This is a genomic window from Marinobacter pelagius (genome assembly GCF_900114925.1).
GTDB lineage: Bacteria > Pseudomonadota > Gammaproteobacteria > Pseudomonadales > Oleiphilaceae > Marinobacter > Marinobacter pelagius.
This window is the reverse complement of record NZ_FOUR01000001.1, coordinates 198,775-218,188: the sequence shown is the minus strand read 5'-3', so window position 1 is coordinate 218,188 and position 19,414 is coordinate 198,775. Positions and strand designations below refer to the sequence as shown.

18 protein-coding genes and 1 riboswitch are annotated in these 19,414 nt (G+C 54.8%); of the genes, 6 read left to right on the top strand and 12 right to left on the bottom strand.

The features are described 5' to 3' along the window. The 6 genes from mobB to BM254_RS00950 all read right to left on the bottom strand — a co-directional run bounded on the left by mobB (position 1) and on the right by BM254_RS00950 (position 4,435). Positions 1–492, bottom strand: a complete 492-nt coding sequence (mobB, locus tag BM254_RS00975; protein WP_091997631.1) for a molybdopterin-guanine dinucleotide biosynthesis protein B — start codon at positions 490–492, stop codon at positions 1–3. After that, entirely contained in the window at positions 489–1,076 is a 588-nt protein-coding gene (gene mobA, locus BM254_RS00970) for a molybdenum cofactor guanylyltransferase MobA (protein ID WP_091997629.1), read from the bottom strand. The genes mobB and mobA overlap by 4 nt, the downstream gene beginning before the upstream one ends. Continuing rightward, positions 1,069–1,938: a formate dehydrogenase accessory sulfurtransferase FdhD gene (locus BM254_RS00965; protein ID WP_091997626.1), complete on the bottom strand. Its 870-nt coding sequence runs from the start codon at positions 1,936–1,938 to the stop codon at positions 1,069–1,071. The genes mobA and BM254_RS00965 overlap by 8 nt, the downstream gene beginning before the upstream one ends. Positions 1,939–2,120: 182 nt before the next feature. Next, positions 2,121–2,927: an ABC transporter substrate-binding protein gene (locus BM254_RS00960; protein WP_091997624.1), complete on the bottom strand. Its 807-nt coding sequence runs from the start codon at positions 2,925–2,927 to the stop codon at positions 2,121–2,123. Positions 2,928–2,996: 69 nt separating this feature from the next. Continuing rightward, positions 2,997–3,731, bottom strand: coding sequence for an ATP-binding cassette domain-containing protein (locus tag BM254_RS00955; RefSeq protein WP_245777326.1), 735 nt, complete (start codon positions 3,729–3,731; stop codon positions 2,997–2,999). A gap of 5 nt (positions 3,732–3,736) precedes the next feature. Next, complete coding sequence (locus BM254_RS00950) at positions 3,737–4,435, bottom strand: ABC transporter permease (RefSeq protein ID WP_091997615.1); 699 nt, start codon at positions 4,433–4,435, stop codon at positions 3,737–3,739. Positions 4,436–4,552: 117 nt separating this feature from the next. Here BM254_RS00950 and BM254_RS00945 point away from each other — a divergent pair, with 117 nt between their 5' ends. Continuing rightward, positions 4,553–5,437, top strand: coding sequence for a helix-turn-helix transcriptional regulator (locus BM254_RS00945; RefSeq protein ID WP_091997613.1), 885 nt, complete (start codon positions 4,553–4,555; stop codon positions 5,435–5,437). Positions 5,438–5,541: 104 nt separating this feature from the next. Continuing rightward, positions 5,542–6,666: a putative sulfate/molybdate transporter gene (locus BM254_RS00940; protein WP_091997610.1), complete on the top strand. Its 1,125-nt coding sequence runs from the start codon at positions 5,542–5,544 to the stop codon at positions 6,664–6,666. Positions 6,667–6,668: 2 nt separating this feature from the next. Here the strand turns inward: BM254_RS00940 and BM254_RS00935 are convergent, their stop codons facing one another. Together BM254_RS00935 and BM254_RS17840 are read right to left on the bottom strand one after the other, a co-directional pair. Continuing rightward, positions 6,669–8,039, bottom strand: a complete 1,371-nt coding sequence (locus BM254_RS00935; RefSeq protein ID WP_091997608.1) for a sodium:solute symporter family transporter — start codon at positions 8,037–8,039, stop codon at positions 6,669–6,671. Continuing rightward, positions 8,029–8,137, bottom strand: a riboswitch (TPP riboswitch). Its footprint overlaps the gene before it by 11 nt. A gap of 815 nt (positions 8,138–8,952) precedes the next feature. After that, positions 8,953–9,216 (bottom strand): helix-turn-helix transcriptional regulator, encoded by a 264-nt coding sequence (locus BM254_RS17840; protein WP_245777325.1) that lies wholly within the window; start codon positions 9,214–9,216, stop codon positions 8,953–8,955. A 180-nt stretch (positions 9,217–9,396) separates the two neighbouring features. Here BM254_RS17840 and BM254_RS00920 point away from each other — a divergent pair, with 180 nt between their 5' ends. Beyond that, a complete protein-coding gene (locus BM254_RS00920; protein ID WP_245777324.1) occupies positions 9,397–9,861 on the top strand; it encodes a putative molybdenum carrier protein in 465 nt (154 codons plus the stop codon). Between the two features lie 70 nt (positions 9,862–9,931). Here BM254_RS00920 and BM254_RS17635 read toward each other — a convergent pair whose 3' ends face one another. From BM254_RS17635 to BM254_RS00905, 4 genes are all read right to left on the bottom strand, one after another. After that, positions 9,932–10,450, bottom strand: coding sequence for a hypothetical protein (locus BM254_RS17635; RefSeq protein WP_139226999.1), 519 nt, complete (start codon positions 10,448–10,450; stop codon positions 9,932–9,934). 104 nt (positions 10,451–10,554) lie between these two features. Beyond that, positions 10,555–10,809 (bottom strand): antitoxin Xre/MbcA/ParS toxin-binding domain-containing protein, encoded by a 255-nt coding sequence (locus BM254_RS00915; RefSeq protein ID WP_091997604.1) that lies wholly within the window; start codon positions 10,807–10,809, stop codon positions 10,555–10,557. 50 nt (positions 10,810–10,859) lie between these two features. Continuing rightward, on the bottom strand, positions 10,860–12,425 hold the full coding sequence (locus BM254_RS00910; RefSeq protein WP_091997602.1) for a hypothetical protein: 1,566 nt from the start codon (positions 12,423–12,425) through the stop codon (positions 10,860–10,862). 422 nt (positions 12,426–12,847) lie between these two features. After that, complete coding sequence (locus BM254_RS00905) at positions 12,848–13,063, bottom strand: MbcA/ParS/Xre antitoxin family protein (protein ID WP_091997600.1); 216 nt, start codon at positions 13,061–13,063, stop codon at positions 12,848–12,850. A 197-nt stretch (positions 13,064–13,260) separates the two neighbouring features. Here BM254_RS00905 and BM254_RS00900 point away from each other — a divergent pair, with 197 nt between their 5' ends. From BM254_RS00900 to BM254_RS00890, 3 genes are read left to right on the top strand one after another with little or no spacing between them, the layout of a single operon-like run. Then, complete coding sequence (locus BM254_RS00900) at positions 13,261–13,761, top strand: hypothetical protein (protein ID WP_139226997.1); 501 nt, start codon at positions 13,261–13,263, stop codon at positions 13,759–13,761. A gap of 43 nt (positions 13,762–13,804) precedes the next feature. Continuing rightward, complete coding sequence (locus tag BM254_RS00895) at positions 13,805–16,174, top strand: site-specific integrase (RefSeq protein WP_091997596.1); 2,370 nt, start codon at positions 13,805–13,807, stop codon at positions 16,172–16,174. Then, the gene (locus tag BM254_RS00890; protein WP_139226995.1) at positions 16,174–19,413 is read left to right on the top strand and encodes a site-specific integrase; all 3,240 of its coding nucleotides are present in this window, start codon (positions 16,174–16,176) and stop codon (positions 19,411–19,413) included. The genes BM254_RS00895 and BM254_RS00890 overlap by 1 nt, the downstream gene beginning before the upstream one ends. The last annotated feature ends 1 nt before the right edge of the window (position 19,414 follow it).

The following is a 19,414-nucleotide window of genomic DNA, read 5'->3' as shown; positions in this document are numbered from 1 at the left end:
TCATGGTTTTTCACGGTTCAGGATGAAGTCAGCGATTGCGGGCACATCACTTACGTCGAAAACCGGGCCCGCAAAATCGGGAGTATAGTCCGCTGCTACGGCAATGATGCTGGGGTCTTCCCGGTAAAGGGGTGAACGGGAAGACTCCTGTCGGTGCACTTCAATCTTGGGGTGTGCATGGGTCTTGAATCCCTCGACGACCACCCAGTCGCAGGGGCCCAATCGTCTCAGCAGTTCATCCAGCGTCGGCTCCCTGGCTCCCCGGAGCTCGTGCATGATGGCAAAGCGCTGACCGCCCGCCAGGATGACTTCCCGGGCACCGGCCTCCCGGTGTTTGTAGCTGTCGGTGCCGGGTTGGTCCACGTCCACCATGTGATGGGCGTGTTTGATCGAGTTGACGGTTAACCCTCTGCCGGATAACTCACGAATCAATGCGCTGGCCAGAGTGGTCTTGCCCGAATTTTTCCAGCCTACGATGCCTATAACGTTCACTTCAGATGCTGCTCCGCCCAGGCCAGATCTTCTGGCGTATTAATGTTGAAAAAGTCGCCCTCATCAAAAATCACCAGCGTCTCACCTTGGGCCTGTGTCCACTGGCGGATTTTGCGTACGCCGTCGTTCAGGGCGGCTCTCAGTTCGTGCCGAAGCGAGACCTGCCAACGGCCAAAGGTTGGCTGTGGCACCCGGCCACGCTCCGGGTCCGGCGTTGCTGCCAATACCACCGGGGTGTCGTATTCGGACAATCGTTGCACCAGGTCCAGCGGGAATGACGGGGTATCGGCGGCGACACTGATCAGCCACTCGTGGCCCTGTTCGGCCGCCCAGTCCATGCCCGCCAGCACGCCCGCCAGAGGCCCGGCATAGCCGGGGACAGAGTCGGCGACCACCGGCAACCCCAGATCGTCGAAACGGCTCAGGTCCCCGTTGGCATTCAAAACCACGGCGTCCACCTGCGGCGTGATGCGATCGATGACGCGCTGGATCAGGGACCGATCGCCCAACATCAGTCGCCCTTTATCGCCACCGCCCATGCGGTTGGCCTGGCCACCGGCCAGAATGACGGCGCACTCAGTCATGCTCTGCCCCTTTTCGACGCATTTTCTTGTCTTCATCGGGAACCTGCGACAGGTCCTGATCGAACACCAGACGGTGCTGGCCACTGAGGCAGGTGAATTTCTTACCCCGCATCCGCCCGATCAGCGTCAACCCGACCTGGCGGGCGATATCGACACCCCAGGCAGTGAAGCCGGATCGGCTGATCAGGGTCGGGATCCCCATCAGCGAGGTCTTGATCACCATTTCGGAGGTCAAACGGCCCGTGGTGTACAGCACCTTGTCGGCCGCAGAAATGTTGTTCTGGTGCATCCAGCCTGCGATCTTGTCGACGGCGTTGTGGCGCCCGACATCTTCCATATAGGCCAGGATCTGACGGCCCTGGCAGAGTGCGGTGCCATGAATGGCACCGGTTTCCATATACAGGCTCGGCGTATGGTTGATCTGGTAGGAGAGATCGTAAAACGTGCTGGTATGCACCGGCGTATCCGGCAATGACAGGCCTTCAAGGCCCGCCATCATGTCACCGAACACCGTGCCCACCGCACAGCCGGAAGTCCGGGTTTTCTTTTCCAGTTTGTCCTCGACGTCCGTGACACCGGCCGTGCGCACCACAGCGACTTCCAGCTCTTCGTCGAAATCAATCCGAGTGACCTGATCAGTTTCTTTCAGCATGCCCTGATTCAGCAGAAAGCCGAGGGCGAGATATTCCGGATGATCGCCGATCGTCATTGCCGTGACGATCTCCTGACTGTTCAGGTAGATGGTCAGGGGGCGTTCTTCGATCACACTGATCGACTTTGGTTGACCGGTTTCATCGACGCCCTCTACTCCACGGGACAGTCGGGGGTCTTTTGGATCGGGAAGTATGTGATCAATCGTCATTTTTGTTACAGCCGTTTCATGGACGCCGCAGATTGGAATATTTACGGAGATTGTCAGAGATTAGCCTATTTGCCACTCGGGAAAAACAGCTGCTTACCGGCAATAAAAAACCCCGGCAATGCCGGGGTTTTTATCACCGAGGAAAAGCAAGGGCCGGTCAGTGGCCTCTTACTTCAGAAGAGCTACTTCGCGTTGGGGAAAAACAACTGTTGTCCGTCCACCTTGAAGTCGGCAATCGCTTGTTGGCCATCCTCGGAAATCAGCCAATTGTGCCACTGCCTGGCCAGATCGTGCTTGAGATGCGGGTGCTTCTGTTCGGAGAGCAGCAGGCTTCCGTATTGGTTGAACAGCACTTCGTCGCCTTCGAAAAGCAGCGTCAGGTTCTGGCGGTTGCCAAACGCCACCCAGGTGGCGCGATCGGACATCACATACGCATCCATGGCGGCGGCGGTGTTGAGCGTCGGCCCCATGCCGCTGCCGAGTTCTCGGTACCATTCGCCCTCGGGCTCAACGCCAGCATTTTCCCAAAGGCGCAATTCGGCACGATTGGTGCCACTGTCATCGCCGCGTGAAGTGAAGGGGGCCTCGGCTTCGGCGATGGCCGCAAATGCTTCGGCGGCACTTTTTGCGTCACGGATGTTGGCGGGATCATTCGCGGGGCCAATCACCACGAAGTCGTTGTACATGACGTCGGCGCGCTCGGTGGCGTAGCCGTTTTCGACGAATCGCTGCTCGCCGGCGGTGTCGTGTACCAGAAGGCTATCGGCGTCGCCGCGGCGGGCGAGCTCGAACGCCTGCCCGGTGCCTACGGCTACCACCCGTACGTCGATACCGGTGGCCTCTTTAAACTTCGGTAAAATGGAGTCGAACAGCCCCGAGTTCTCGGTCGAGGTTGTCGAGGCCAGGGTGATGTAATCTTCGGCTTGAGCACTGAGCGCCAGGCCCATGGCAGTCACGCCTGCGAGTATCAGGTTTAACGTTTTTTTCATCTTGTTTTTTCCTTTTGTCAGGTAAGGGCATCCATCGGGCAACTACTCTTCAAAGTCATAAGAGCCGGACTAATCGACCAGCTCTCCGGCAACAAACGCCTGCGCCTCTCGCGAAACGGGCGTGTTGAAAAAGGTTTCAGCGGGCGTGTGTTCGCGCACTTTTCCACCCGAGAGAAACAGTACGTCCCCGGCAAGGCGTCTGGCCTGATGCAGGTCGTGGGTGGTCATCACGATGCGCGTTCCGCGCTTATGAAACTCGCGCACTGCGGCCTCAACGGCTTTGATCGCCGCCGGATCGAGCGCCGAGGTAGGTTCATCCAGGAACAGCACCTGGGGAGAAAGCACCCAGGCGCGTGCCAGTGCCAGGCGCTGTTGCTGACCGCCGGAGAGCACACGGGCGGGCGTATCGCTGCAGGCGGCCAGGCCAAAACGCTCCAGTGCATCAAACGCAAGCTTCGCGCGTGCCCTGCGCGGCACGTTATTCACCGACAGTGCGTGTATCAGGTTGGCCACGGCCGAGCGGCGCAAAAGCACCGGTTGCTGGAACACCATCGCCTGGCGCGGGCTCCCCTCGCTGGACCAGGACACCTGCCCCTGAGTGGGCGAGAGCAAACCGTGAGCCAGTCGCAGCAGCAGGCTCTTGCCTGCCCCGTTAGGCCCCATGATCAGGGTGGGGCCGGTGCCATCCAGGGTGAATGAGCAGGGGCCCAGCAACACCTTCTCCTCGTGGCTGAAGGTGACGCCGTCAAAGCTCAGTGCCGGTGGCGGATACAGGGCAGACGAGGCGAGAAGCGGAGCGTTCATTGAGGTCATCCTGTCCGCCTCCTGGTCAGTTCACCCACCAGATAGGCACCGGCGTTAATCAGCATGACCAGGGTCAGGAGCACAATGCCCAGCCCAAGCGCCAGGGGCAGGTTGCCCTTGCCGGTTTCCAGCACTATGGCCGTCGTCATGACCCGGGTGACCCCATCAATGTTGCCGCCCACCATCATCACCGCGCCGACTTCCGCACTGGCGCGGCCAAAGCCGGCGAGCAGAACGGTCAACAGCGCGAAACGGGCATCCCAAAGCAGGGTGGGCATCATGCGCGCCCGTGACATCCCCAGTGAAACAAATTGCTCGCGGTATTCACCCAGCATCTCTTCTACTTTCTGGCGTGAGAGTGCGGCCAGAATCGGCAACACCAGTACAACCTGGGCAATGACCATGGCGCCCGGTGTAAACAGGAACCCCAGTTCACCCAGTGGCCCGGCGCGGGAGAGCAACAGATACACCATGAGCCCGGCCACCACCGGGGGCAGCCCCATCAGGGCATTGAGCACGACAATCACGCCGCCACGCCCGGGGAAACGCCATAGCGCTACCGCGGCTCCGAGAGGGAATCCCAGCACAGCCGCGATCAGTACCGCCAGCAGCGAAACCTGGAGGGAAAGCGCCACGATCTGATACAGGGCGGCGTCGAAATTTAACAGTAGCGAGAGCGCCACATAGAACGCATTATTTTCCACAGCTGCGTCTCCTTTATCTTGAGCATCGTGGCGTTTTTAACTACGCTTTGCACAGTCTTCTGGAAAATATGCAGGATAAAACAGTCCTGTGCTTGCCCCGCACAGCAGGAGAAACTGATGCCCCTTCCCGCTTACCTCACCACGGCCGAAGCCGCCGAGTATTTGCGCCTGAAAGAAAGAAAAATCTACGACCTGGTCAGCCAGGGCGTTATTCCCTGTGTGCGGGTGACAGGAAAACTTTTGTTTCCGCGCCAGCGTATAGATCTGTGGTTGATGAACCATCTGGAGGGTGACGACGCCGTCAGCTCTCCGATCCCGCCGGTGTTGGCAGGCAGTCAGGATCCCCTGTTGGAGTGGGCCGTGAAGGAAAGCGGCGCGGAGCTGGCGTTGCTTTGTCAGGGAAGCGGCGATGGCGTACAGAGATTAGTCGACGGGCGCGCAATGCTCGCCGGTATGCATATCTGGCATGCTGAAAGCCAGCGCTACAATGACCCTGCCACTCTGGGGCTGAGCGGGATGCGCGATCTGGTTCTGATCCGGTGGGCAAAACGCCAGCAGGGGCTTCTTCTGGCGGCCGATAACCCTCACCGGCTCAAAAGACTTCAGGATATCGCGCGTCCCGGCATACGTGTTGCGCATCGCCAGCCCGATGCCGGCGTCAGCCATTTGCTGCAGGGGTTACTTGCTCGCCACCGTATCGATGCCACGCAGCTTGCATGGGCCGATCACCCGTCGCTCAGCGAGGACGATCTCGCTTTGGCCATTCGTCAGGGCGAAGCGGATATCGGCCTGGGAATCGAAGCTGCGGCCAGGCGCCAGGGGTTGGCTTTTATTCCTCTGCAGCAGGAACATTTTGATCTGGCCATGCGCCGGCGTCACTACTTTGAGCCGGCCATGCAACGGCTGCTGGCGTTTGCCGGCAGCGAGCGTTTTGTACAGCGCGCCGAGGCCCTGGGTGGTTACGACATCAGTGAACTGGGGCAGGTCGTATACAACGCCTGACTGGCGTTAACTATAAATAGACAGGTGAATCAGGAGCCTGTGAAATTGGGGTCAGAAGAAAGCCTTCTTCTGACCCCGGGGACAGGATAAAACTCGGAGCCTGCATGCCTTCAAGCCAAAGAGATTCAGTAAAAGAATTCAGCGGGGCATTGGGTGACATAGGCACCCTGCTGCCGCTGAGTCTCGGGGCTATTGGCGTGGCAGGACTGGCACCGATACCAGTGCTGTTGGGCTTTGCCGCATTCTATATTGCAACGGGGCTGTATTATCGACTGCCGATACCGGTGCAGCCCATGAAAGCAGTAGCTGCGTTGTTGCTGACGACCCAGGTGAGTTCCGGGAGCCTGGTCGCCAGTGGCGTGTTGATCGGAGCGATATTGTTGCTGCTGGGTGCAACCGGCTGGATTAACCGGGTGGCCCGTCTGGTACCGGGATCGGTACTGAGCGGCCTTCAGTTGGGGTTGGGATTGTTGCTCGCTTACATGAGCCTGGGGCTTATGGCCACGTCTTTGGCGCTGGGCGTGGTCACTCTGTTGCTCTTGGCCATTACCCTGAAAAAGTTTCCGAACTGGCCCGCTGCGCTGATAGGGCTTGGTGTGTCGGTGGCGTTGGGTGCAGTGCTGGGGGCTCAGGGGCTCTCGCTTCCAGAGGCGGATCCCGTTGCTTTCATCATGCCCCGGTTACCGGGCATCGACGAATGGCAACAGGGCTTTTCAACGTTGGTGTTACCCCAGCTGGCCCTCACGATCACCAATGCCATCGTATTGACGGCCCTGGTGGCGGGGGATTATTTCGGCGAGCAATCGAATCGCGTGTCACCAGCCCGGCTGTCGGTAAGCACCGGCCTGGCCAACCTCTTTCTGGTTCCGTTTGGTGCCTTACCCATGTGTCACGGGGCGGGAGGCGTGGCGGCACACTATCGCTTCGGCGCCCGGACTGGCCTGGCTCCCGTTTTTCTGGGAACGGGCTTGCTGCTGGTCGCTTTGATACCGGGCGGCCTCTCAATCATTGCGGCCATTCCAACCGCCGGCCTTGGCGCCTTGTTGTTGGTCGCCGCCGTTGAGCTGGCTGCGTCGAAGCGCCTCTGGACAGCCAAGCCGTCTTGCTGGCCGGTCATCGCAATAACCGCACTGGTGACTGTCTGGGCCGACCCGTTCTTTGGTCTTCTGGCCGGGGTTGCATCGGAAACGGTTCGGGCGGCCCTGGTGCGTAGACAGAAGCTTGCCTAGTGTCACCTCTGGCGGCGCTGCACTGTCGTTAGCAGCAGCGTAACTCCGCCCGAAGCCACGATCGCCCCGGCAAACGGCGCCAGTGTCGGCACCCCACCGGGGAAACTGGCGATCTGGAGCGCTTCGCTGAAACTCCCGCTCATGAGCCAGCCCGGCAGAACCGCGCCGATAACCCCAGCCACCACCCCACTCAAGGCAGCGGCCGTTGTGACCCGGGACCAGAGCCCCATCAGAATGGGAATGATGGCCGTTGCGCACAGCAGATCGGCAATCAGGAACAGCCGCAGAACCGACGCGCCCTGCAAGGCTATCACCACAACCGGCACCATCAGGGCCACCGTTATCCAGCGCGCGCCGGTGAGTGTCAGGCCCGCCTTTTCAGCGACGGCCAGAGAGGCGATGCCGTTCTGGAGAGTATCCACTGAAGATGCCACCAGAGTGACGGCCAGAACCAGCGCGACCGCGCCCAACCATTGCGGAGCTTCATTAATCAGCGCAAAAAACGGAATGGGCGGCTGCCCCAGTTCAAGCCCGGCCATGGCAGCGCTCATCCCGAGGCCGCCCACGACCGCAACCACAACGATGGTTGTGCCACCGCCGAGTAGGGCGCCTTTCCACAGTGAGCTGCTGTCCCGTGCGGCCCAGACCCGTTGCCAGTAGCCCTGATGAAAAAGGTTGGCCGCGGTTACCGCGAGCACCAGGGTAAGGGCGACACTGACTGCGCTCCAGAAGGGAATGCCGGGCAATTTGGCCGATTCTGCCACGGCAGGCAGGTGTTTCCAGTCCACGAAAAGCACGGCAGCCAGCAGCGCCATCAACAGCAATGCCTGCCAGCGATCGGTGGCCAGACTGGCCCGTAATCCGCCCCAGGTGGTGTAGACCAGTGTTGTGACCGCAACGCCGACAATGACAATCTGACCATTGAGGTCAGACAGCAGTCCGGTGATTGCGCCAATGGCCGTGAGCTCCGCGGCCAGAAAGCAGGACATGTACAAAACCGAGATCAACGAGACCCAGCGGCGCATGCCTGTGCCAAAACGTCTTTCGGCAAACTCGCTGATGCTTCGCCCTTCAGGCATCTGCCGGCGAATGACGGGGCCGAGCATGGCGAATACGATAAAAGGCAACGCCGCACCCAGAGCGTAGCCGGCGAGTGCCACCGGGCCAACAAATGCGCCCACTTCCGGTGGTGCAAACAGGATCCAGGCGCCCATGCCTGACGCCAGAAAGGAGAGGCCAATGGTGGTGGCGCCCTGACTGTTGCGGGCGGTCATGTAGTCGTCAATGCCGTTGACTGTTTGACGGGCACGCAAGCCCAGCCAACCGAACAGGCACAATGCCGCCACAATGGCGGCCATCTGGGTAATCATCATGTCGCTCTTCCTCCGCCGGAATGATCCGGATCAGGTTCCAGGGTCTGCCGAAGGCACTCTCAGCCCCGGCTGTTGCCGGGACTCCCCTGTCGACTGGGATTGTTTGTGTGGTGTTGAATGTGTGGCCCTTGAGTTAAGGGCACTAGGCATTCGTTTAAACTGTCTGCGGCATGGTAAAGGCAGGTTTTGTTCTGGGCAACTGGACGATTGGGGGATAACTTGTTGAACTGCGGGTAAGGGGGCAGTGGGTCAGGATGGACTCAGATCGCTTTTGGGCGATCTTCGGGGCGTTGCCCCGCCTTCGCTTTGCTTCGGCGCCCAAATCGCTTTCGCGATTTGTCGAACGCAGGTTCTCACCAAAGCTAACGATCAGACCGTCTTTCACAAAAAAGCCCCGCACGTGGCGGGGCTCTTTTGTGAAATATGGCCCGCCCGTCAGGATTCGAACCTGAGACCTTTGCCTCCGGAGGGCGCCTTCGCAGGTAGGCAACAACCGGTCTAAATCGGTGAAAAGTCTCAAAGATCAGATACCTAAAGCAAAAAATATCAGCCTCCAAAACCCCGATATATCAGCATTTTAAGCCAATTAACACCGAAGTGTGGCACACCTCTGTCAGGTAACCGATGTCCGGAAACAGGACATTTGATCGGTGCCCTCCAGGCACTCTAAACGGATATTTGGATCCAATTTTGTCGGGTCGGGGAGTGCAGAATTGTCAGGATTTCAGTGTCCGGAAATCGGACACGCTTTAGGGGCCGGAGAAAACTAGATCGTTGAATTAAATAAACAATAACATTCCTGCCATCATGCTATGATCAAATCTTTCGAGCACGATTCGCTCGGAGAAATGCCATCTCTGCGTGGCTTCTTGACCAGGCGAGGTCGTTTGTATTGCGACATAGTGGTGACGACTCACTGTAAGCCTTCTTCAAAAGCTTGCAGGTCTTCTTCCCTCCAACGAGTTGTCCCTGGGCCGACCTTGACCGGTCGGGGAAATCTCCCCTCTCTGACCCAGCGCCATATAGTTTTAGTTGAGACTTTGTAACGGCTACTGACTTCATCGATGGTGTAAAACATGGGCTTTCTCTCAACAGTTGGGGCGGTTTCGATTTGTTCCGCATCAAACGAACCTGTGATACTCCAGGTGACGTTGTCTGAATTGATCGATGACAGCATTGATGAATGTCTGATTGGTGGCTATGGCCTGCTTTGCCTCTAATCGTCAGACTCAATGACCAGTTCGATTGGGGGAGTGACGTGGTGGAAAGGCGATCCAGTCCCGTTGGATCTGGCGACAGATCTGATCGCCGTTGGGAGGCTTAAAGATTGATAACGACTGATATGAAGCAGTATCCAATGAAAGTCATTAGCGGTGGTCAGACTGGTGCCGACCGCGCGGCACTTGATGCGGCGATAGACCGGAATTACCCGATCGCGGGCTCGTGCCCGAAAGGGCGCCTAGCAGAGGATGGGGCGATACCGGAGCGCTACGCACTTACGGAAATCACTGGTGGCTATCGAGCCCGGACTCGAAAAAATGTTCAGACAGGCGACGGTACGCTTGTTTTCTATCGTGACGAACTCAAGGGCGGCACAGCGTTGACTGTTTCTATCGCTCTGAAGGAACGGAAACCACTGAAGCTGATTGATATTTCCGTAGTAGAGCCGGCCCTGGCCGTTAAGAAGGTCCGGGAATTTTGCATCGATAACGAGCTAGGGACGTTAAATGTTGCAGGTCCGAGGGCTTCGCAATGCGCTGGCATCTACCCCTACGTCTTTGAGGTCATTTCCCGGTTGCTAGTTGATGCGTCGGTAAGTTGATTGGGCTTAGGCTCAAGAGGCTTTTTCTGTCGGTATAGAATTGAGGCCTATAGTCTTTAGGTCAGGACTGCTAGGCGGAACCTAGCCTAACTAACCGGTGTTTGCTCTGTTGCTTCTGGAGAAAGGACTCCATTGAGGGTGAAAGCGGTGTTTCAATTGCAAAATCACCAAATGTTTCTAGGAAATAGCAGTTCCAGTATTTTTGCAGCAACCCCTGCTTTCGAGCAAATGGATGGATCCAAACCCAGCATAGTACCCAGGTGTCTTTAATCTTTCGGAAACAGCAACCTCCCATACATCTGGTTGGCATACTTTTTTGTCCATCCGTGCACATGTCTAATGCGCTGGACGTAAACAGGAAGCCTACACAATTGTTGTCATGCCCATTTGCATAATATTGAACGTTGTCATAATGCATTTCGCTTTTGAAGTAGCGAGCGAATTGCTCCAATGCTTGTCTTTCTGAAAGACGACTCTCAGGCGAGACCGCTCTCAGCCCAAGATCTCTCAAAGCGGGCCCTGAAGGGGCAACTACAGAACTTAACCACTCGTCAAAAACTGGCAACGCGATCGTGTACTTGTCGTTCATATAACCACCTGAGCAATATGGCAACCTGTGTAAGCGCCTCTTTTCATTAGCCCTTTGGGTCAGAGTCATTCCTGCCCATTGGTAAGAGGTCCCGCGAAGAACCGCTAAGAAACTGCTCCCTCGCCCCACTTGCGCAAGAGGCTCCGAATTTTTTGCACACCGGCTTTAGTTTCCATAAGGGATGCCGGATTGCGATCGCCGAGGACTTTAATCGGTGACGACAGCCACTGCTCGGCAGCAGCCCTATCCCCCTCGAATAGTTCCAGGAATTCCCGATAAACGAGATCCCGGAGTTGAGCAACCGTGTACTCTTCAGTCAAATCAAATGCCCCCCTCTGATTTCCATACCAGTTTTGCATGATCTGCCCTTGCTGCAAGCATAAAGTCAGGTTTCAAGCTGGATAGCCAGTCATAGCTGAGGATACATTGCTCTGGAGAGCATCATGAAAACAAAGTCGAGGTTTTCTTCAGTAGGTTCTTTATCCCGCAACCAACGGATCGATATCCCCAGATACCTGGCCCACTCCACTCCCTTCTTAAATCGTCGTTTTTGATCGTTTTTTGCGCAAGCTTCGAGGTATTGATTAACCAGTTTGTACTGCGCCTTACCTGCACGGTATTTTGCTTGCTCGAAAGCTTGTTCGAATAGATCCATTGCGGCTGAGTAATCCTCGGACCTGTACGCTATCGCTGCATCAATCCAGGAGGCTAACCAGGAGAGTTGGTCTTCGAGATCGTGGCTGCGCAGGTCTTGTTTGAATTCCTCCGAATCCGATGTGTTAGTAGCCGAATTGTTCTTGAGATCTAGCCCTCTGAGTAGCAACTGTTTGAAATCCTCGGTTACATTCCATCGCTTTGTCTGAGTAATTGGATACAGTTGAGATATGACAGGATAACGTCCCAGCTTCTCCGTCAGGGCATGAATGACCGGGGGCTTAAAAGGATTGGCGGGTGATGCGGCACGCAGCCTTTTGAGAGTTTCGCTTGCTTCGTGTTTTTTGAAGTAGAAAAAACTCATGTACTGAGCGTAGGCGTTATCCCAAGTGCGGGCATCGATCTCGGAAAGATCTTCCGTCCCCTTCGCATTCATCATTTCAGATTTGAATTCCGTTACCTCTGGTTTCAGGCTTCGGACAAGGTCACTACAGTCGTTCGTTAACTCGGTGAGTATCTCACGTCCATAGGCCTTGTGGATCTCCCGGCAGATCGCAGTGGATACTCGGGCCACCAACAGAAGCAGAGGGGTTGATTCCGCCAGGTCGGGATCGTCTCTTATTCCGTCTTCTCGTCCGCGAATTGATTGCGAGAAATTTGAAAGCAGTCCCGGGAGGGAGGGTAGGCTCTCACCGCTCACCCAGTTTCTCGCATTCTCCAAATTTCGTTCATAGATGAAGTTGTCAGATTGGGGTGTTTTACCTGGGTAATGAAATTGCGTTTGGCTTGAGTCTGCTTGGTGGTAAATCCACCTCATTACCCGGGCCAATGGCCAGGTGATTTCGGAGCTATCCTGAATTTCTGGTAGGAACCAATCCGGCTCTATCGGAACCAGTCCGTAGCGACAGAAAAGCCGGTGTTGTAATGAACGAAAATATGCTGACTCAATCAGCGTCACCATCGCTCGACTGAAACCGAAGTACAGAACGCTCAGATGCTTTGCTAAAAACGTCCCTTCCTCAGTAATCATGTCGTTATAGGAACGATAGAGATCACGGAGCGTGCCCGTGACCACGTCGCAAACCTCTTGGTCGGCTATTTGTGATGCCAACAACTGGTGAAATGTGCCTAGAGCTTTCTCGAAATTACCAAGCAGTAAGCCCTCCTCATCGCCAAGGCGCTGCAGTAACCGTTGAAAGCTTTTCTTTGACGTCTCATCGAACTCGTCGCTGGAATCAGATTTTCGTGGCAGCAGCCCGAAGGCATCGAACGTGAACTGAACGAGTGCGCCCTGGGTCGGAAAGCATGGATTCTCTGACATAGGGTCTCTTTGAATGATTGCCCCCACAGGGAGTGGGGGCTGTTGCGAATTACTTTTTACGTTGGCTTATTTGCTTGCTCCGGTTGCCATGCACATGGCCATTCGCAGGATTTGTTCCATTGGTGCCATAGTTTGGGTTCAGCTGGTTTGCATGGTGATTGGCGTCTTGGGTGGAGCGTTGAGCGGATTTTGACTTAGACATATGGGTCTCCTTTTGGTGATTGCGATTTCGCGGAATCACTGTATCGAGACCCAAGGCTTCTGAATGCAGGAATTTTGGCGACGATGTTTCCCCCTTTTATAACGCTCTGCGGGAGAAATGCTGCCGCAACATGCCGGCTTCGCTTGACTGAAAGCTATCGGGAAACTCTTGTTGAGTGATAGTCGTTCATGTGTGATCGCAGGGATGCCTGCGGACAAACTTACGTAATGACTCCATGCTCCAACCGGCCGATTAACGTTCGGACCTTTTCTATACCTTTCGGTGTGCTAATGAGTCCCTGAGGAGGTCGGTTGCCAAGCCCTCGCTGAGCCGTTCTCATCCATTTCATTGCAGCAAGTTCATCGCCTTCAAATAGGGCTATAGCCTCTTCTATGGCGAGCTCACGCAGTTCTTCTGTAGTTTTTGTTTCGGTCATTGGTCCGGCACTCCGTTAGCTCAGTTTGTCAGAAACACCATCCCAGCATTCCACACTTTTCGATCGATGCAAGGCATTCCAAGGGTTAAATTACATTTTTGTAATCTGGGTCAAATTACATTTTTACGGAAATTAGCCAAGAAAATGATCACCTACAGGTCGCCAGAATGACTCTCATCACTTTTGAGGAGAGCAGCATGACTGACCACACGTACACCCTGAAAAAGATCTCGCTCGATAAGCTTCAGGAATCCTCAGTACTGCGGGGAAAACACTTTCTTGAGCAGTTCGCAGCACTGCCATTCCGAATGAACGCTCTGGATGAGTTACCTGAGGCGGCCATTCTTGACTATCTCTATCGCCACCCGCTTGTGGTTCAGGCACAGAGAAAGAGTGAAAAAAGAGTCTATGTCGTAACCGGCAATCTTCGCTCTGCCGCCCTACTTTCCTGTTTGAGTCCAAAAACTCGAATTCCCGTCCTCGTGGAAGCTCCTGCAATTCCAATCGATATCTTTCTTACCGAAGTGGTCGAGAGAGAGCTGTTGAACCTCTGCCTGATGGCAATGCACGCAGGAGGTCACTCTAAAGCAGTCTCCGCCCTGTTTTCCCTCATGGGTAAGCATGGCACTGCCAGTTCGCTTTTTCCTACGAAGAGCAGGTTGGCCGTTATCTCTGGTGTGAATCGCAGAGAGATTTGAGCCGGGAATCGCCAATAATTTATCAAAAGTTACGGAGTAAATGATGTCCCCGAGTGATGCTCTTGAACGGCTGATTCAACCACCCGAAACCCGTGCTCGGATCAAAGAAGTCGCTGAGGCATTTTTGCCAATCGCAAGTCGGATGTCCTCAATTCTTGAAAAGGTGAATAGCCACACTCTTGATGACCTTCGCCACCTGTTGCCGGGCATAGTTTTGTTGTGTGAAAACATTATCGATGGTGCCGAAACCGACCATCAGTGGCATCCGACCTCCGAGGAACGGCCGAATCTTACACCGTATCCGGTCTATGCTGGGTTGCTAAACATAGGGGAGCAGGGGGCTTTACACAGCGAACAAATGTCTATTCTGGCCCATGTGTTTTTCTCAATCTGGGTTGGAGTTCCAGAGGCGCCCGAAGGCAAAGTGCCGATCTCGAACCTGCAAAAAGTTTTTCTTGAATTTCGCCGTGCTCATCTCTGGAGGGAGGGGCTTGAGAGTATTGATACCTCGGAGCCTGATAAATGCTACAAGTCTTTGGTGCGCTTAGAACGTCGCTTGAAAGTTCTTAGGGATATACGAGCTGGTCATTTATCACATACCAGACGACTACTGGGACTGTCATTACAAGAAGAGTCACTCATTGATCGGGAAGCGGGAGACGCGACTGAGGACTCAGACGAAACAGATGAGCACGAGACTTCGCTCGACAGTAACTTTGAGATGGAGCGAATTCAGGTTGATGTTGAGGAGAGTGATGAGACAGATTCCGCAGCGTTAATTGAGGCGCTCTCTTTCCCTATTCGGACTGTTGGAGACCAGGACAAACTATTCCAAACAGCAGAGCGCAATGCACTCCCATCAGATGACCTTGTTCACCGGCCCATAGTAGCCACAAGCCAAGGACCCTCAAAGCATCGCAAGTCTTGGGTTGGGAAAAACGGGGTTGCTAGAGACCGCGCAAAATCTGATCAGCTCCGACGTTCTAATCAAACGCTGACAAACCGTTGGGAGCGACCGACGGAGTACGAACTCTACGTTTACTGGTACGCGGTCACTGAGCCCGTTGATTCCGATCTTTCAGCTGCTTTGGCCCTCCTTTTGGTCCTTTTGACATCGCGAGAGCTAGATCTGATTCTGGAGACGCAACTGAAATCCCGGTTGGGTGATTTGCCGGAACGTAGGGAAAACGGGCGAATATACATTTGCTATGAGTCTGCAGTTTGGCAAAGTGCCGCCCCGCAACCAGTAAGGAAGACGCAGCTTGAAGCCGAACTGCGGCACCAATTGGTCCAGACCGTGCCGTCGGTGCGGATGCCGATTGTAGGTCCTCTTTGGGGTCTGCTGGAACGTCATGTTGGCTCTGATCCTCGTGACTGGCGTGGCGCGCTTTTCAAGAACCACGAAAAAGAGAGTGTTGCAGAACGAGCGGCTGACTTGTTTGATCGGATTAAAAAGAAGAGCGACGTCAGGCTGACGCTCAGGCGAGTTCAACGCGCGCTTTTCCACCGTTTGTCTGACGGTGCCGGTGACATGGTTACGTCAATTCTCATTGCCGGTGACCACGATGACATCAGCAGACATGCTGGAATCCATTACTACTGTGCTTATGAATCAGATCTGCAAGAACGTTACTTGCAGGCTATCTCACAGCTAGTGCCCGAATTTCGTAACACGTTGCATCCGGTAGCATTGGTGCAGTCTGATCGGCGTATCGGTTCCCCTTATTGCCCTAAGCCCCCCGTGCTGAGGCAGCTGGCGACGGATTTGAAAACGCATTTCCAGGAAACTTTGCGCCAGCCAATCGGGAAATCGACGCTTCCCGATATTCATAATGCATATACGTTATACACGGTCCTTCTGCTTTTCTTGTGCACTGGGTACCGAAGCGTTCAGGCGCCCCTATCTCGGATTACAGATGTAGATCTCAATCGCAGGTATGCTGTGATCGCGGACAAGGAAAGCGACCATTGGAGCCACTCGCGTATTGTACCTTTGACCGAAAATATCTTGAGTCACTGGGAGTATTATTTGCGCCACCGGCGCCATGTGGTGCGAATGGTCGAAGCGTATCTGGGCGAGCCTACCCCGGAGCATACCTTCTTTTTTCTCTCAACACCGACTCAGAGAATTGCGAAGCCGACCGCCGTAACGCCTGATGGGATTGAGGACCACCTTTCACCATTCTCACGTTTACCGCTAAATGTTGGGCGTCATCTCCTGCGTAGTGAGCTGATACATCGCAAAGTCCCCGTTGCATTAGTGGATGCCTTTATGGGGCACTGGGTGGCGGGTCGAGAGCCCATGGGGAGATTCTCTACGCTGTCGCCGATTGAGTACAAGAGAGTTCTGGTGCCAGTGCTAGAGGAGATCCAAACGGAACTCGGTTGGACGCCGCTGAGAGGTTTGGGCTGATGGGTGATACAAGAGCCAAAAATAAAACGCTGCACGGTGATGAGCGGCGCGAGCACGAGCGGGCAAAGCTCGTGCAGGCCGAACGTGATGCTGTGGACCGAATTCTTGCCGAGTCCTTTTCAGGTTTGGTTGCCGGTGTTTGGCCTAACCCAATCGATGAGGGAATGATCGCGCGTATTTTCGATACTGTCTGCGCTGATGTGACAGGACATGCACTGCGCATCCGTCACAATCACTTGGTGAGGCGTCTCGATGAGATCGCCAAGAAGCATAGCCTCGAAATCCCAAACCGAGATTTTATGACAGTCGTTCGAATGGATACGCCACCGATGACGCCGCGGTCCTTTGAGCATAAATCGGCTTATCAGGAGATTGAGGTAGATTTCTGGAACAGCTTGGACAGTGGGGATTTGGCTGGGAACGAACGCCTGATGCATGATGCTGGCCGATTGATATATTCCATGATTTGGTTCGGCGGGCTATGCGCCCAGAAGCGGCTCAATGCCATCTGCGAAGTCATTTGCCACGGTGTGCAAACTGCAAAAAAACAACTTGGGGCAAGGAAGTTCTATTGGGTGGAATGTGATGAAGGGGCGGCATGCACCCGTTGGTTTCCTGACCCAGTCACGCTGTGTCTCCTGCATCGCTTTAATCGTGAGCATGGTTTGAAAGCGTTTCCGAGCGCTCCAACTGATTTTCTATTGGCAACGTTTGTTAAACGGATCACATCCACAAAGAATGTTGTCTCCGAGGACAAACACGATAGGTTTCTCCGTAATTTGATGGATGCGGCTTCGACAGTAGCATCGCTCGACATCATGGGAATTGCCGGTTTCGTACAAAACGCTACCGGCGTCTCCGCCTCTATGCATCCCGACGCCTGGATTAGATTGATTACCGGCCAAATTCCAACAATCCGGCACAGCAAATCGCCCAAACCCACCTCGGAGTTGATTAAGAGGGAATCACCTTGCCCGCTTTATGGATTAAAAGGCGAAAATGCCAACGAGGCAATGGAAGCAATCGCTCAAGCGTTGGCGCTCGATAAGGGGGTGAAGCGGCTTTCCAAAAAAAGTCTGAGCTACAAGGCTCTCATGAAAATTGCCAGTGCGAATTCCTTTTCACCCATCGTTAGGGTTTTGGCCTCGTGGTGCGCTTGTTTAAGATTTTCCGTGACAGACAGTTCTCTACAACGGTACCTGTCAGAGTTTGCTGAACCACTTGTCGCAGAGTTGATTGATGAAGAGGACCTCAATGATCTGGACGAAGATGATTGGGAAGGGCTGTACGCGCAGCTGCTACAGGCCAGCTCATCAATCCAACAGCGAGCCTACCGCTCTGGCGTTCTCAGACGATTTCATCGTGACCTGGTCACACAGTACGGTTTGCCAGACACATACATTGAGGGAGTGAGCAGTAACGGTCAGGTGGATGCTGAGATATTAACGCCCGCAGAATATGTGAGGGCTATGTCTATACTCGATGATGAGCCAGACCGACGGCTAGCTGAAGCAAGACAGATTGCACTCATATTCGGCTATCGGTGTGGTTTGCGGCGAGGGGAAATCCGGCGATTGCTGCTTCGGGATTTGCAGGGATTGTATGACCCCGCCTTGGCATATCCGACTTTAATTGTTCGGGGGAATAGGTTTGGCTCCACCAAGACGGCCAACGCCAACCGGGTGTTGCCACTATGGGCTCTTCTAACTGACGCTGAATTGGATTTGGTCCGGCGTTGGTATCGCCGGCGGGTCTTGGAGCAAACATCGAAGAAACGTAACCAATTGCTCCTGTGTGAGTTGCATCAGCCAAATTTTTTGATGCCGCCTAAGGCATTGATCGAACCAGTTCAGGATGCGATGCGAATCGCCTCGGGAACGCCGGGTCTGAGTTTCCATAATCTGCGACATTCCTGTGCCACGTTTAACGCTGTGCGATTGATGGAATCCTATCCAGGAGAGCTTTTCCCCGTTGAATGGGCCTGCAGTGATGACGGTGAGATAGTCATGCCTCACTGGGGAGAGAACTGGTATGCGGTTTTGTGTGGGGAAGAGCAGTATGTGCCTGCGATCGATAAGCTCCAGTACCTAAGCTTTTTGATGGGGCATGCGTCTCCGGGGCAAACCACCCGAGTCTACACACATCTGCTGGACGTCGCGGTTGGCCTGATGCGTTGGTCGGTACCGATGAATGCTTTATCAGATAGCCGGCAAATCGAGCTCCTGGGTTTTACCCGGGCTAATTTTGATCAGCTTCGTAAACGACGAGGCCTTAAAGAGGGATCTACTCTTCCTCAAATGGCCGCCGTGTTGGGTCGTTTTAAAAAATGCGGGGAGGTGGCCGCAGACAAGTCATTCGCTGAATACCAGCCGTTGGTCTCATCAGCGGCAGGGCCCAAGCCTGAGGCACAGGAGATGCCGGAATCCCCATTGTTGGTTTATCAGGCGCTTGATCATATCTCTCAGCTCATAACGAACGGTGCAGAGTTGGAGAATGCGGTTGCCGGAACCGCAAGCTTGTTCGGATTGTCCGAGCCCTGTTTGACTCGCTGCCATAGGCGTGGTGAGTGGTTGATGGACCAATATGCACGGCATTTCAAAGAGGGGCACCTGGGTCAACGCAACGCATTTACTTTGGGCAAGCGACCGAGTGCCCACAGTATTGCTCACCGAGTTGGAGTGGGTGGAGTGGCCAATCCTGTCCAGCGCACGTGTCCGGCACCACCCAAGTTGACGGCATCGCATCCGGCCGTTGAGAAGATGTATGAAAACCTGGTCGAACTTGCTCGCTCGGACGCTAAACGCTTTGTCGCGCTTGTAGAGAACGTTGTCAATGCGGTGCAGAGGAGCCACACGCAGTTGAAATTTTCTTCGACCGAGAAGAAAGTTTTATATCTCCAGTTTCTGAAGGTTATAGGGTTTCAGAAACTTGCGTGGGTGGATGTGCGTGCGCCCGAAAACGGTCCTGATAGACAGCAAATGAAGACATATTGGAGTAAGGAGCTGTCTCTGCCCGAATCTCGTGTTCGGGTGCGTTGGGATGATCCTGCAGGCCCAAGAAATGCAATGGGTGTCGCTCAAATAGTGGTCGATCAGCCCACTAAAGGTTTTGGTGGGCGCTCTCTGCAGCATGGCATGACAGCTATTCGGTTTGTGGCATTTGTAGCGCTGATTGGATTCGCCGGACGAGTGTATGTTGATGATAAAATCCAGAAGGAGAGGGCCATCCGTGGCCGCTGAA

Coding starts and splice junctions, on each gene's coding strand:
- mobA (WP_091997629.1), bottom strand. CDS start 1,076: ATGACTGAGTGCGCCGTCATTCTGGCCGGTGGCCAGGCCAACCGCATG.
- BM254_RS00965 (WP_091997626.1), bottom strand. CDS start 1,938: ATGACGATTGATCACATACTTCCCGATCCAAAAGACCCCCGACTGTCC.
- BM254_RS00960 (WP_091997624.1), bottom strand. CDS start 2,927: ATGAAAAAAACGTTAAACCTGATACTCGCAGGCGTGACTGCCATGGGC.
- BM254_RS00955 (WP_245777326.1), bottom strand. CDS start 3,731: ATGAACGCTCCGCTTCTCGCCTCGTCTGCCCTGTATCCGCCACCGGCA.
- BM254_RS00945 (WP_091997613.1), top strand. CDS start 4,553: ATGCCCCTTCCCGCTTACCTCACCACGGCCGAAGCCGCCGAGTATTTG.
- BM254_RS00940 (WP_091997610.1), top strand. CDS start 5,542: ATGCCTTCAAGCCAAAGAGATTCAGTAAAAGAATTCAGCGGGGCATTG.
- BM254_RS00935 (WP_091997608.1), bottom strand. CDS start 8,039: ATGATGATTACCCAGATGGCCGCCATTGTGGCGGCATTGTGCCTGTTC.
- BM254_RS17840 (WP_245777325.1), bottom strand. CDS start 9,216: ATGCTGTCATCGATCAATTCAGACAACGTCACCTGGAGTATCACAGGT.
- BM254_RS00920 (WP_245777324.1), top strand. CDS start 9,397: ATGAAAGTCATTAGCGGTGGTCAGACTGGTGCCGACCGCGCGGCACTT.
- BM254_RS17635 (WP_139226999.1), bottom strand. CDS start 10,450: ATGAACGACAAGTACACGATCGCGTTGCCAGTTTTTGACGAGTGGTTA.
- BM254_RS00915 (WP_091997604.1), bottom strand. CDS start 10,809: ATGCAAAACTGGTATGGAAATCAGAGGGGGGCATTTGATTTGACTGAA.
- BM254_RS00910 (WP_091997602.1), bottom strand. CDS start 12,425: ATGTCAGAGAATCCATGCTTTCCGACCCAGGGCGCACTCGTTCAGTTC.
- BM254_RS00905 (WP_091997600.1), bottom strand. CDS start 13,063: ATGACCGAAACAAAAACTACAGAAGAACTGCGTGAGCTCGCCATAGAA.
- BM254_RS00900 (WP_139226997.1), top strand. CDS start 13,261: ATGACTGACCACACGTACACCCTGAAAAAGATCTCGCTCGATAAGCTT.
- BM254_RS00895 (WP_091997596.1), top strand. CDS start 13,805: ATGTCCCCGAGTGATGCTCTTGAACGGCTGATTCAACCACCCGAAACC.
- BM254_RS00890 (WP_139226995.1), top strand. CDS start 16,174: ATGGGTGATACAAGAGCCAAAAATAAAACGCTGCACGGTGATGAGCGG.